Raw genomic sequence first — 12,609 nt, 5'->3', positions numbered from 1 at the left:
CTCTGCCCCCGTTCCCTCTGCCCCCGGAACCCCTGACTCGCTGACCCCTGATTCGCTGATCCCCGGTGGAAGAGTCAGCCAGATGCAGCGTCCGCCGATCGGGAGCGTGCATCTGGCTGACTTTCAGCGCGAGAAGGGGCGGGGAGGAGGGGCGGTCAGGGAGGAGGGGCTACTTCACCGTGGCCGGGGTCTCGCCGAGGCGATCGAAGACGCCCTCCGCGAGATGCTCGGCATCGAGGCGGGCCGCCACCGGGTTCCGACGGTTCGTTCCGTAGCCGAGCAGCGCGACGCGATTGTCTCGGCGACTCCACCCGTCGCGCAGACGAGCCATGCCGCCCTGCTCGCGCAGCTGCAGGGGCGCGAGATGGCGCATCGTGGGACGACTCCCCGTCGCCCAGATGATCGCATCCGCCTCGAAGCGCTCACCGCTCGCCAACGTCACCCCATCCGGCTGAACGCTCGCGAGAGGACCCTGCGAGACGAGCAGCCCCCGCCGAACCGCAGCGAGAGTCCCCCTCGAGAGTGGGATGCCGCGCACGCTCACCTCGCTCGGCAGACGCTCCCCTCGCTCGACGAATCGGACGAACTCGGCCTCGTGGCGTGCATCCATCTCCCGCTGCCGGGAATCGGTCCGCGACGGCAGCGTGAGGCGCGGCAGCTCGTGGAAGTCGGGCTCACGACGCGTCGACCACGCCGTCTTCGCCGCGATCGGCTCCAGCTCACGCAGAATCGTCACCGCCGAGCGCCCACCGCCGACGACAAGCACCCGCTTGCCCGAGAATCCCGCCAGCGACTCGATGTGCGCGGACGGCAGCTGCTGGCCAGCGAAGTCGAGGGCACCCGGATACCAGGGCACGAACGGCGACGACCAGTCGCCAGTCGCGTTGATGACGTACCTCGTCGTGATCGTGCGCGGCGGGCGGTCCCCCACCTGGATGTGCAGCGTCAGCAACGGCGAGCGCCGCATCGCCTCGACGCGCAGCACCCGCACCGGGCGGGCCACGAACAGGTCGTACGCATCCTCGTAGCGCCGCATGAGCGGGGGCATGATGTCGCGGACGATGGCCTCAGGATCCTGATCGCTGAGACGGATGCCCAGCTCAGAGAGCCCAGGCGGGCCGGAGAGCAGGGGCGTGTGCCCCACCGTCTGGAAGTCCCACCCGCGTCCCCAGGATCCGCCGGGCTGCGGCTCGGCATCGAAGACCACGAAATCCCGCAGCGGCCGGAGGCCCATCTCGGCGAGCGTCGCAGCGACCGTCACACCTGGCACACCCGCGCCGATGACGACGAGGTCGATGTCGGTCTTCACGGTGAGCACGTCCGGCTTCCTGTCGAGGCGCTGCGGGCGCAGCTCTGCGGGTACATCGGACTGTCGACGAGCTCGGGTCCGGTAGGCCACAGTCTAGAGACGCAGAGTGACGCGGCCGGGTCGGCGCACCGAAGATTCGCTCGGCCGCCGTGGTAATGTGAGCGTCAGATTTTCGTTAACGACTTGCGACCGGGTGGCCATTCCTGCCCGGCCCGAATTATAAGGGGGTTACGCATGGGGCGTGGCCGTCAAAAGGCGAAGCACACCAAGGTCGCCCGTGAGCTCAAGTACTCCGTACATGAGACGAACTATGACGCGCTGGCACGTGAACTCTCCGGTGGCTCCTCGAGCTACCCGGCGAGTCCGCCAGCCACTGAAGAACCCAACGACGACATCCTCTCGAAGTGGTCCGAGTACCTCGACGATGATGACGCCGACGAAGACGACGACGCGAGCGGCTACGAGCAGAAGCGCGCGTAAGCGTGCGAGCACGACTCCCCGGAGTCCTGCCGCCGCTGCCCTCGTCTGACTCCGAGCCGACCTCATCACCTGGTGATCGAACTCCAGCCCCCGAGCTTCCCTGCCGCCATCGCAGTGGCAGTGATCCTCGTCGTCGGCAACCTCATGAGCATGCTCACGGTCCGCTGGGGAGCTGACGGGCGTCTCGACCGCTGGGGGTACGCAGGTCTGCGCACCGCAGCGACTCGCGCATCCGACGAAGCCTGGCGCGCCGGCCACGAGGCGGCACTGCGCCCGGCGAATACCGGTGCAGGCGCCGGCATCGTCTTCGCGATCGTCTCGGTGCTCTCCGCCAACTCCGTCGCGCCGTACCTCGTCGCGCTCTCCCTCGCCGTGATCTCGACGCTCACGGGAGTCATCCTGAGCCTCGTCATCGCCCACCGCGCAGCCAAGGCCGTCGCCGGCAAGTAGACCCCGAGCGACATCCGGTGGATGGCGCTCAGACCCCGTCGCGCAGGTTCCTCGCGAAGCTCGCAGCGCGCATCCGCAGGTTCTCCTTGCGCTGCTCGCGGGCCGCCTCACGGTCGTAGCCGATGTACGCCGACGTGGGAAGGCGTCGCACGTTCGTCGAGCACTCGAACTCGGCGCAGACGAGCGTGCCGACGGTATCCCCGCGACGGCCTGCGTCGCCGGTGCGCTTCGCGCTGTAGAAGACGACGTCGTTGGGCAGCGTCACGTCCTCGCACCACGAGCACATGGCGCGCCGAGTCGGCAGCTTCCGCGCACGCTCGAACATGATCGCCACGAGGTCCCCGTCCACCGGGATCACCGCGTAGGCGCGACGCCCCAGCTTCGGGTCCGTCCAGCCGAGGTAGTCGCGCCGCTCCCAGTCCACGTCGTGGAACCCAGGTAGCAACGTCAGGTCGCTGACCTCCTTGCGCGAGGCGTTGACAAACGCATCCCGGATCTGGGCCTCGGTGAGCTGCTGCATCTGACGAGCGTACCCAGCCTCCCGGTCAGAGGCCGTCAGCAAACTCCGCGAGGGCCCTCGCGAGCGGGTCAGGCGCGCCGATGGCGACGTAGTGGCCTCCGGGGACCACGACCGCCTCGACCCCCGCACGGTCGCGGGCGAGCTGCTTCGCGAACTCGAGCGGGAAGAACAGGTCGTCCTCAGGCGCGATGAACCCCGTGTGGACCTCGCGGCCGACGCCCGGCCACGGCGCATCCATCCACGAGCCGGACTCTTCGCGCACGTGCGCCTTCGCGTCGACCACAAGATCGTCCGGCACGAGGTTGTAGTAGACGAGCTCGTCCTCGGCATCGACGCCGAGCGCGCTGTGGCCCGTCGCCGTCCACCACTCCTGCATCGTCTCGCCCGGCTTGGGGATCATGCCCGCGACGTAGACGAGCCCGTCGGCGTCGAGACGCTCAGCCACGAGAGCGGCGGAGAAGCCGCCGAGCGAGTGGCCGACGATCACCAGCTGCTCCCCCTGCCCGTCTCCGTCGGAGCTGTCGCCCCTCGCCTCGTCGAGCTGCGCCGAGACCGAGTCCGCGTAGTCGACGAGCGACAGACCCGGCTCCTCGATCGGCAGGTCGACGGCGACCGCGCGATGGCCCGCCTCCTCCAGCTTCGGGGCCACAAGGTGCCAGTCCCAGCTCGACGATCCTCCACCGTGGATGAGCACAAACGTAGCCATGGGCGTTCCCCTCGTTCCCGACCGCCGGCCACCTGACCGACACACCCTCCCACCTTGGGGGCCGTGCCTGGGCTTTCGCTCTACTCGGGCCTGCGCCGGCGCGAAGCGCCCAGCGCAGGCCCGGCGCGACCGGCGCGAGTTTCGGGATGGCATACACGCACGCAGATGGGTTGCAACTCATCCCGAAGCGCGAAACCCATCCCGAAACCGTGCGGCGCGGGCGCGGGCGGCGTCACGAAGCGGCCAGTGAAGTTTCGGGATGGGATACACGCACGCGGATGGGTTGCAAGTCATCCCGAAGCGTGAAACCCATCCCGAAACCGGACGGCGCGGGGGCGGCGGGCGCGGCGCGCGGGCGGGCGGGCGACGTCACGAAGCGGCCAGTGAAGTTTCGGGATGGCATACACGCACGCGGATGGGTTGCAAGTCATCCCGAAGCGCGAAAGCCATCCCGAAAGCGGCGAGGGCGGGCTCGAGGGCGCGAGGGCTCGAGGGCGCGAGGGCGGGCCGGCGCGGTCAGCTCACGGCGAGGGGGCGCTCGCTGCGGTCGGCGGCGACGAGCGCCGTCGCGAGCACGTGGATGCCGACCGCGATGTCGTCGGCCTCGGTGAACTCCTCGGGCACGTGGCTGCGCCCGCCGACCGACGGCACGAAGATCATGCCCATAGGTCCGAGGTGCGCGAGGTGCGCCGCGTCGTGGCCCGCGCCGGACGGCACGGCCTCCCACGTGTAGCCGAGCGCGTCCGCGGCGTCGCCGAGGAGGCGCTGCACGTCGGGGTCGGCCGCGACCGGGTCCTGGTCGTTGAGCCACTCGATGGCGGTCTCGACACCGCGGAGCGCGGCAGCCGCAGCGATATCCTCGGCGACGCGACGCTTCGCGCCGTGCAGCCACGACGCATCCACGCTGCGCATCTCGGCCCAGATGCGCGCCTCGTCTGGAACGATGTTGAAGGAGCCAGGCGACGACTCGATACGGCCCGTCGTCGACACGCCGTGGATGGGGGCCCCGCACGCTTCTCGCTCGATCGTGAGGATCGCCTCGGCGGCCGCGATGAGCGCGTCGTGCCTGCCCTGCATGGGCATGGTGCCCGCGTGGTCTGCTCGGCCCGAGAACGCGGCCATGAGGCGTTCGATGCCCGCGATCGCCGTCACGACGCCGATCTGCTTGCCGCTGCGTTCGAGCTGCGGCCCCTGCTCGATGTGCAGCTCGAGGTAGGCGTGCAGGGACCCGGGCGCCCAGGCCTGGCCGAGGGCGCCGCTCGTGTCGAGGCCGAACCCCGTCATGGCGTCGCCGAGCCGAAGCGCCGTGTCGCCGTTCGTGCGCTCGAGGTGCTCGGGGAGGAGCAGCCCCGCGATGGAGCGCGAGCCGATGCAGGAGACGCCGAACGAGTTCGCCTCCTCGCCGAGGAAGTCGACGACGTACAGGTCACGTGCGAGCGTGATGCCCTCCTCGCGCAGGCGCCGCGCGACCTCGATGCCGCCGAGCACGCCCACGATGCCGTCGTAGCGTCCGCCCGCGTGCACGGTGTCGGTGTGCGAACCGGTCATGAGGGGCTTCAGCGACGAGTTCGCGCCGCGCAGCACCCCTACGACGTTGCCCGCCGGGTCGATGTGCGCGTCGAGACCGGATGCGCGCATCCGGTCTCGCACCCATTCGCGCCCCGCACGGTACGCGTCGGAGAACACTCGACGGGAGAACCCTGGCTCTGCGCTCTCGATGAGGCCGGCGAGGTCGGTCAGGTCGGCGAGCACCCGCTGCTGGTCTGGACGCAGACGCGACGGGTCGACGGCGCCGAGCAGCGCATCCGCGGTGTCAGCCGGCATAGCCGGCCGTTCCGCCGACGAGGCCGGAGTCGCGGTACTTCAGGAAGTCGATGCCCATGATCTGCTCGATCTCGGCGAGCCCGGACTCGTCGATCGCCGACGACGACACCGGCAGCCCGGAGGCCGGCACTGACACGAGCACAACCTCCTGCCCCTCGGCGGCATCCTTCACCGCGACCGCCTCTCCGAGCTTCGGGTCGAGGAGGATGATCGTGTCCGGGTAGGTTGCGATGCGCTCCCCGCCCGACTCGATGGCCATGTACTCGTTGAGGTACGGCACCGTGAAGTCGCCGATGCGGAAGGTGCCGTGGTCCCAGCCTCCGTGCGTGTCGGTCGGCACCTCGAGGCCGAGCGGCCCGCGCGAGACGACCGTGCCGCCGAGGCGTTCGACGACTGCCTGCACGAACGCCTCCTGCTTGCCGGCGCCGCGCTTCCGGAGCGCCGCCGCCATGTCCCTGCCGAGGTCGAGGGCGAGCGAGATCGACCCGTGCGCGGCGTGCTCGCGCACGTAGCTCAGCTCGACCGGGTTGCGGGCGGCGGCGATGAAGCCGCCCGTGCGCACCGAGATGTCGCGCAGCACGTCGTCGCATGTGTTGATCGTGCCCCGGTTCACGGAGAGGAAGTGGCCGTGGAGGGCGCGGTTGCCGCCCGACACGACCTGCGTCGCCACGTAGCCTTCTCGCTCGGCGAGGCCGAGCGAGCCGAGCTTGCCCGTCGGGTGCGCGCGCACGTCTCCGGCCGCGTCCAGCACCTTGACGCCGAGCACGGACGACTGGATCCAGCCGTTCAGGGTCGTCGAGTAGCCGTTCTGCGCGGTCATGACGGCCGAGATGGGCACCTCAGTCGCCCTGATGAGCTCCTGCAGGGCGTGCACGTAGTCGACGGGGCGGATCTCCCAGTTCTTCGCGGCTGGCGCGCCGATCGCGGTGACCGTCGCCACCCAGCTGTCCTCCGGGAGCTCGTCGATGCCCGCGAGCACCGGCCTGTTGAGCTCGGTCGCCATGCGGCCCATGAGCTCGCCGTGGTGCTTCCACCCGCCGCCGCCGCACGCGAGCACACCGCCTCCGAGCACTCCGTGGACGGCGTCTTCCTGGGTCAGTTCACGCACGGGCGTTCCCTTCGGGGTCGGTGGGGGTGGATGCCGCCGGCGCTGCGGCCTCTTCTGCGGCCGGCACGGCGGACGCGGGGGCACCGCGCGCGGCGAGCCCGAGGGCGGCGATGGGGGCGTCGCCCGTCTCGCCGTTCCGCTCGATGGCGGACGCGGCCTCCTCGTAGCCGGCGGCGGCGTGGCGGATGACGCCGAGCCCCGTGTCGAGGTCGAGAGCCAGGCGGAGTCGTTCGAGGGTCTCCGGCTTGCCGTCGGCGACGATGGAGACGCCGGCGGACTGCATCCACCCGGTGTAGCCGCCGCCACCCGAGTGGATCGCGACGAGGTCGGCCCCGGCCGTGGAGAGCAGCATGGCGTCGAGGAGCGGCCAGTCGGTGACGCCGTCGGAGCCGTCTCGCATGCCCTCGGTGCCGATGCGCGGATGGGTCATGCCGGCGGAGTCGAGGTGGTCGCGGCTGAAGAGCACGGGAGCCGTGAGCCGGCCGTCGGCGACGAGCTCGTTCGCGGCCTGTGCGAGGCGCGAGCGTTCGCCGTGCCCGAGCCAGCAGGACCGCGCGGGGAGGCCCTGCTGCGGCACGTGGACGCCCGCGAGCGCGAGCCACTCGGCGACCTCGGGCCGGTCCGGGAAGAGCGAGGAAGCGAGCGCGTCCATCGTCAGCTGGTCTTCGACGTCGCCGGACAGGCACACCCAGCGGAAGGGACCGATGCCGCGCGCGAAGAGCGGCCGGAGGTAGGCCTCCATGAAGCCGGGGATGCGGTTGACCCGCTCGGTCTCGCTCTCGCCGAGGTGCTCCAACGCCTTCACGCGCAGGTTGTTGCCGTTCTCGAAGGCGATGGATCCGCGTTCCTGCAGCGTGAGCATGGCCTTGACCTGCTTGGCCATGGAGGCGCGTGCGAGGGCCTCGACGCGTTCCGGCTCGGACTCACGGGCGGCGATCCACTCGTCGAGCGTGTACTCGAGGGGCACGTAGCCGTAGCGCGCGTCGTGCGCGGCGGTCTGGTCGGTGACGATGTCCGGGACGACGCCGCGCGCGGCGAGCTCCGCGAAGACGGCCGCCGCGTTGGCGCGGAGCGCGACGGCGGCGGGGATGCCCTCGGCGCGTGCCGCCTCGAGCAGCGCCAGCGCGTCGTCGAGCGAGGGTGCGAGGACGTCGACGCCGCCCACCGCGAGCGCCCGGTCGATCTTCACCTGGTCGATCTCCACGGTCAGGGACGACAGGCCGAGGATGCGCGCCGAGATGGGCTGGGCTGAGCCCATGCCGCCGAGCCCGGCCGTGAGCATCCACCGGCCCTCCGCCCGCGCGTCGTAGTGCTGGACCAGCACCTCGCGGAGGAGCTCGTACGTGCCCTGCAGCACGCCCTGCCTGCCGATGTACTGCCAGGCGGCTGCCGTCAGCCCGCCCCAGATGGTCTGCCCGGCCCGATACCGCTCGTAGAAGCGGTCGCTGGTCGCCCAGTTGCCGACGGTGTTGTTGACGGCGGAGAGCACCATGGGCGAGTCGCGCTTCGTCGACATGATGCCGACCGCGGCGCCCGTCTGCAGGATCAGCGTCTCGGCCTCGTCGACCTCGAGCAGCGAGTTCACGATGCGGCAGGCCTCGTCCCAGTTGCGGGCGGCCTTGCCGAGCGACGCGTAGACGATGAGCTCCGCCGCGTTCTCTCCAACCTCGAGCACGTTCTCGAACATGCGAAGCAGGCCCTCGGCCCGCCAGTTCCTCGCGCGCAGCTTCGTGCCGCGCTGCGCGGTGATCGGCTGCGTTCCACGCGCGAGGATGGGGCTCGCGAGCGGCCCGGACACGGGCGGCGCGGACTCCTCGAAGGCGGGGGACGGGGCTGCGGGGTTCGCGGCGATTTCAGGCACTCTGGTCGCTCCAGACTTCGAGGTCGACGTTCGACGGCAGTTTCGCGGCGAGCTCTGCAGCTCCCTGCTTGAGGAGCGCGACGCGCTCGTCCAGTACACCAGTCTGCCGCTCGTCACCGACAAGAGACAGGGAGCACAGCACTCGGCCGCCCGCGAAGACGGGCACCCCGATGCCGACCATGCCAGGGGTGATCTGCCCGTAGGAGACGGCGTGCCCCTCGGCGCGCACCTGCCGCAGGTACGGCTCGATCATCTCCGGGCTCATCGTCGCGGTCGTGTACGCGCGGAGGCCGCCGGAGAGCAGCTCGCGCACGACCTTCTTCGGTGCGTACGCGAGCAGGGGCAGGGCCGTCGCCCCCGCGTAGAGGCTGCGCACCTTCCCGCGGCCGAAGGGGATGCGGTGCTGCGGATGCGCGTACGACACCTCCAGGCACACGGCCGTGATGTGCACGCGCACGGCGAGGATCGCCGTCATGCCGGTGAGCTCCCTGAGGCGACGCAGCACGGGTGCCGCGTAGCGCACGAGGTGCGGGGAGGCGTCGTCGTTCTCCGCGAGGCGGCTCGACGGCATGAGGTAGCCGTCGATCTCGATCGCGAAGCCCGCGTCTCGAAGCACGGTCACGTAGCGGTACACGGTCGACAGCGGCATCCCGAGTTCGCTGCTGATCTCCGAGATCTTGAGCCGCCCTCGGCCCTGGATGAGCTGCAGGATCTCGAGGCCACGGTGCAGCGACTTGTACGCGGCTCCCCCGGTCCCCCCAGCCCCACCGGAGGCAGCCGCTCCCCCGGATATGGGCCGTCCGTTCGGGTCCGCCTTCGGTCGCAGATCGCTCATGGTCAGACCAGCACCTCTCCCCGGCCCGCACGCGCCAGGAGCCCAGCGGTGTCGGAGTAGACGAGCTCGCCGCGGGAGAAGGTGTGCGTCACGCTGCCGCCGGGCGACATGCCCTCGTATGGCGTCCAGCCCGCGTTCGAGAGCATCCGGTCGAGTTCGATGGATGCGTCCCCCGGCGTGAATACGACGATGTCGGCGTCCTTGCCGACCTCGAGCGACCCCTTGCGAGCGTCGAGACCGTAGCGGCGCGCTGGGCTGATCGTGAGCGCATCCACCGCCTGCGCCAGCAGCGTGCCGGACGGATCACGACGCAGCGCGCCGCCCAGCGTCGCGGCGACGAGCGTCTGCACGCCCGGCGCGCCCGAGCTGTTGTCGAGCATGACGTCGTGGTCCTTCAGCTCCCTCGACCACGGGGCGTGGTCCGAGCTGACCACGCTCACCAGCCCCTTGCCGAGGCGATCCCACAGCCCGTCGCGCGCCTCCGCGTCCCGCAACGGCGGGTTGATCTTCAGGCGTCCCCGCTGCGTCTCGAGGTCGTCCTGGGTGAAGGTCAGGTAGTGCGGGCAGGTCTCGAGCGTGACGTCGGCGCCCTGCGTCCGGTACCAGTCGACCAGGTCGACGCTGCGGGGAAGCGACAGGTGGCAGACGTGCAGCCTGGCCCCAGTGTCGGCGGCGACCTCGAGTGCCGTCAGCACACCCAGCGTCTCCGAGACGGGCGGGCGAGAGCGTGAGTGCGACTGCGGGTCGGTGCTACCCGCCGCTCGCTCCTCGCCGAGGAGCGCCTGGATGATCTCGTTGTTCTCGGCGTGCGTGCACAGCGTGCGTCCCGCGTCCCGAACCGCGGCCATCACGCTCAGCAGCTCCCGGTCGTCGATGCGAGGAAAGCGCGTCTCGTGCGTGTGGAACAGCGACACCTTGAAGCCGGCAGCCCCAGCGTCGGCGAGTTCGCCGGCCGCGCGCCAGCCGCCACCGGGCGCGAGCGTGCCGAGCAGCGCCACGTCGATGTGCGCCTCATCGTTCGCGAGGTCCTGCTTCGCCCGGAGCCTGTCGAGACTGTTGATGGGGCCGGTGCCGTCATAGGGCATCTCGACGATCGTCGTCACGCCGCCGGCCGTGGCGGCCCTCGTCGCGGCCGCGATGCCCTCGCCGCCGTGCGAGAGGGAATGCACGTGCGCATCCACCACCCCGGGCAGCACGTAGGCGTCGCCGACGTCGACGATGCGGGCGCCAGCGGGTGCCGGGGTGCGGGAGCGGCCCGTGTGCACCGCGACGATGCGCGGCCCCGCCGCCCACACCTCGCCTGGCCCCCAGACGCCGCGCGGGTCTCGGATCTTCCCACGCACGATGAGGGTCGCGACGAGGTCGTCCTGCGCCTGCGCTACTGGATCCATGCACACAGAATAAGAACGTCACGGCGGTTCCGGCTACTGCGTTCTCAGATCACGGGATGAGTTGCGGGTGCCGGAGCCGGTTCGGAGCGGGCTGCTCAGCGCTGGTCAGGGTCGGCGTTGGGCCGGCGTTGAGACGAAGGTGACCTGCGGGTCGGGCGCACTCCAGCTACGCAGACCTCGGCCTTGCGCAGGCGTGCGCACCGCCGCGCCTGCACATGCCCGAAGTCTGCGCGGGATACGGCCCCGACGCTCGCAGACCTGGGGTATCTGCAGGTCGCCACCTCCGTGAATCCGCCAAGGACCGACGTCTTGCCGTGTGGCGCGCAGGACGCGGCACGCACGACGCGGCAGCTCAGCGGATGCGGTGGTGGTCGAAGACGATGCTCGTTCGAGTGGAGGCGACGGCAGGGTGCGTCGACAGGTTCGCCACCACGAACTCCCGCGCGTCGTTCGAATCGCGGACGGCGACGTGCACGATGAAGTCCTCCGAGCCGCCGAGGAAGAAGATCTGCACGACCTCGGGCAGCGCACGCATCTCCTCCGCGAAGTGCGCGAGCTCCTGGCGCTGCCCCGAGCGGATGTTGACGCTGATGAGGGCCTGCAGCGCGAGGCCCAGCTGCGGCAGGCCCACATCCGCCGTGAACCTCGTGATGATGCCGCGATCGACGAGCGAGCGCACGCGCGCGATGCACGTCGACTGGGCGATACCGACCGCGGCCGCGAGCTGCGTGTTCGACTGCCGCGAGTTGGCCTGCAGCAGCTCGACGAGACGGCGGTCGACATCGTCGAGCACTCCGGCGTCGACGGCCCGTAGTTCCTTCGGCATTTCACCCACGCGCGTGCCTCCTCAGCGAAGTTCTGCCCCGATTCTCCCGCACATGCCGATGTTTCTTCGGCATTCATCGTATTCGAACCACGTTCTGCGCATGATTGCCGGAGAGAAGCACCGAACGAGCACGAACACGAAGGGGTAATCATGCGCATCGGGGTCCCGACGGAGATTAAGAACAACGAGAACCGCGTGGCCATCACGCCCGCCGGGGTCCACGAGCTGGAGCGCCACGGCCACCAGGTCTTCATCGAGGCAGGGGCCGGCCTCGGCTCGGCAATCGCCGACACCGCCTACGAGGCGGCGGGTGCGCGCATCCTCGCGACCGCAGACGAGGTCTGGTCGACGGCCGAGCTGCTGCTCAAGGTGAAGGAGCCCATCGCCGCCGAATACCGCCACATGCGCCCCGAGCTGGTGCTCTTCACCTACCTGCACCTCGCCGCCGACCGCGCGCAGGCGGAGGCGCTCGCGAACGCCGGCACGACCGCCATCGCGTACGAGACGGTGCAGCTCCCGAACCGCTCCCTGCCGCTGCTCACGCCCATGAGCGAAGTCGCCGGCCGCCTCGCCACCCAGGTCGGCGCCTACCACCTCATGAAGGCCGCTGGCGGACGCGGCCTGCTGCTCGGCGGCGTGCCCGGCACCCCGAAGGCGAAGGTCGTCGTCATCGGCGGCGGTGTCGCCGGGGAGCACGCCGCCGCGAACGCCGTCGGCATGGGCGCGGACGTCACCATCATCGACCTGAACATCCCGCGCCTCCGTGAGCTCGAGGTGCAGTTCCAGGGCAAGATCCAGACGCGGGCATCGTCGGCGTACGAGATCGCGGCGCAGCTCGCCGAGGCCGACCTGGTCGTCGGCTCCGTCCTCATCCCGGGCGCCGCTGCCCCGAAGCTCGTCACCGACGAGATGGTGGCGGGCATGAAGAAGGGCTCCGTGCTCGTCGACATCGCGATCGACCAGGGCGGATGCTTCGAGGGCTCCCACCCCACGACGCATGACGACCCGACGTTCGCCGTGCACAACTCGATCTACTACTGCGTCGCCAACATGCCGGGTGCCGTGCCGGAGACCTCGACGCGCGCCCTCACGAACGCGACGCTCCCGTACGTGACCGCCATCGCCGACAAGGGCTGGAAGCGGGCCATGCAGGAGGACCATGCCCTCGCGCTCGGCCTCAACGTGCACGGCGGGCACGTCACCAACCGAGGTGTCGCCACGGCGCTCGGCCTCGCCTACCGCCCGGTCGACGAGGTCCTCGCCGCCGAGTAGCTCGGTCCCTGGCGCCGCGCCCGCCCG

The 12,609-nt window shown here is 70.5% G+C and carries 12 protein-coding genes; 3 read left to right on the top strand and 9 right to left on the bottom strand.

Annotated elements, in window-relative coordinates; translation table 11 throughout:
- Window positions 1-169: 169 nt before the first annotated feature.
- Window positions 170-1,318, bottom strand: a complete 1,149-nt coding sequence (locus C5E05_RS13555; RefSeq protein ID WP_181057695.1) for an NAD(P)/FAD-dependent oxidoreductase — start codon at window positions 1,316-1,318, stop codon at window positions 170-172.
- Window positions 1,319-1,543: 225 nt separating this feature from the next.
- Here C5E05_RS13555 and C5E05_RS13550 point away from each other — a divergent pair, with 225 nt between their 5' ends.
- Together C5E05_RS13550 and C5E05_RS13545 are read left to right on the top strand one after the other, a co-directional pair.
- On the top strand, window positions 1,544-1,789 hold the full coding sequence (locus C5E05_RS13550) for a DUF3073 domain-containing protein (protein ID WP_104240175.1): 246 nt from the start codon (window positions 1,544-1,546) through the stop codon (window positions 1,787-1,789).
- A gap of 72 nt (window positions 1,790-1,861) precedes the next feature.
- The gene (locus tag C5E05_RS13545; protein WP_181059585.1) at window positions 1,862-2,239 is read left to right on the top strand and encodes an SdpI family protein; all 378 of its coding nucleotides are present in this window, start codon (window positions 1,862-1,864) and stop codon (window positions 2,237-2,239) included.
- Window positions 2,240-2,267: 28 nt separating this feature from the next.
- On the opposite strand, the gene C5E05_RS13540 is transcribed toward C5E05_RS13545, so the two are convergent.
- The 8 genes from C5E05_RS13540 to C5E05_RS13505 form a co-directional block, all read right to left on the bottom strand.
- Window positions 2,268-2,759 carry an FBP domain-containing protein gene (locus C5E05_RS13540; protein ID WP_104240174.1) on the bottom strand — a complete coding sequence of 164 codons (492 nt, stop codon included), beginning with the start codon at window positions 2,757-2,759 and terminating at the stop codon, window positions 2,268-2,270.
- Between the two features lie 25 nt (window positions 2,760-2,784).
- A complete protein-coding gene (locus tag C5E05_RS13535) occupies window positions 2,785-3,465 on the bottom strand; it encodes an alpha/beta fold hydrolase (protein ID WP_104342192.1) in 681 nt (226 codons plus the stop codon).
- A gap of 516 nt (window positions 3,466-3,981) precedes the next feature.
- A complete protein-coding gene (locus C5E05_RS13530; protein WP_104342191.1) occupies window positions 3,982-5,289 on the bottom strand; it encodes a M20 family metallo-hydrolase in 1,308 nt (435 codons plus the stop codon).
- Entirely contained in the window at window positions 5,279-6,397 is a 1,119-nt protein-coding gene (locus C5E05_RS13525) for a DUF917 family protein (RefSeq protein ID WP_104342190.1), read from the bottom strand. The genes C5E05_RS13530 and C5E05_RS13525 overlap by 11 nt, the downstream gene beginning before the upstream one ends.
- Window positions 6,390-8,258: a urocanate hydratase gene (locus C5E05_RS13520; protein ID WP_219819534.1), complete on the bottom strand. Its 1,869-nt coding sequence runs from the start codon at window positions 8,256-8,258 to the stop codon at window positions 6,390-6,392. Before C5E05_RS13520 ends, C5E05_RS13525 begins: the two co-directional genes overlap by 8 nt.
- Window positions 8,251-9,093, bottom strand: coding sequence for an IclR family transcriptional regulator (locus C5E05_RS13515; RefSeq protein ID WP_104240169.1), 843 nt, complete (start codon window positions 9,091-9,093; stop codon window positions 8,251-8,253). The genes C5E05_RS13520 and C5E05_RS13515 overlap by 8 nt, the downstream gene beginning before the upstream one ends.
- 2 nt (window positions 9,094-9,095) lie before the next feature.
- Complete coding sequence (locus C5E05_RS13510) at window positions 9,096-10,484, bottom strand: dihydroorotase family protein (RefSeq protein WP_104342189.1); 1,389 nt, start codon at window positions 10,482-10,484, stop codon at window positions 9,096-9,098.
- 352 nt (window positions 10,485-10,836) lie between these two features.
- Entirely contained in the window at window positions 10,837-11,310 is a 474-nt protein-coding gene (locus C5E05_RS13505; protein WP_104298117.1) for an Lrp/AsnC family transcriptional regulator, read from the bottom strand.
- Window positions 11,311-11,460: 150 nt separating this feature from the next.
- Here C5E05_RS13505 and ald point away from each other — a divergent pair, with 150 nt between their 5' ends.
- Entirely contained in the window at window positions 11,461-12,582 is a 1,122-nt protein-coding gene (gene ald / locus C5E05_RS13500; protein ID WP_104342188.1) for an alanine dehydrogenase, read from the top strand.
- Window positions 12,583-12,609: the final 27 nt, after the last annotated feature.

It is taken from the genome of Pseudoclavibacter sp. AY1H1 (genome assembly GCF_002931055.1).
GTDB lineage: Bacteria > Actinomycetota > Actinomycetes > Actinomycetales > Microbacteriaceae > Pseudoclavibacter.
Note: the sequence above shows the minus strand (reverse complement) of the source record. Positions and strands in the feature narration are given on the sequence as shown.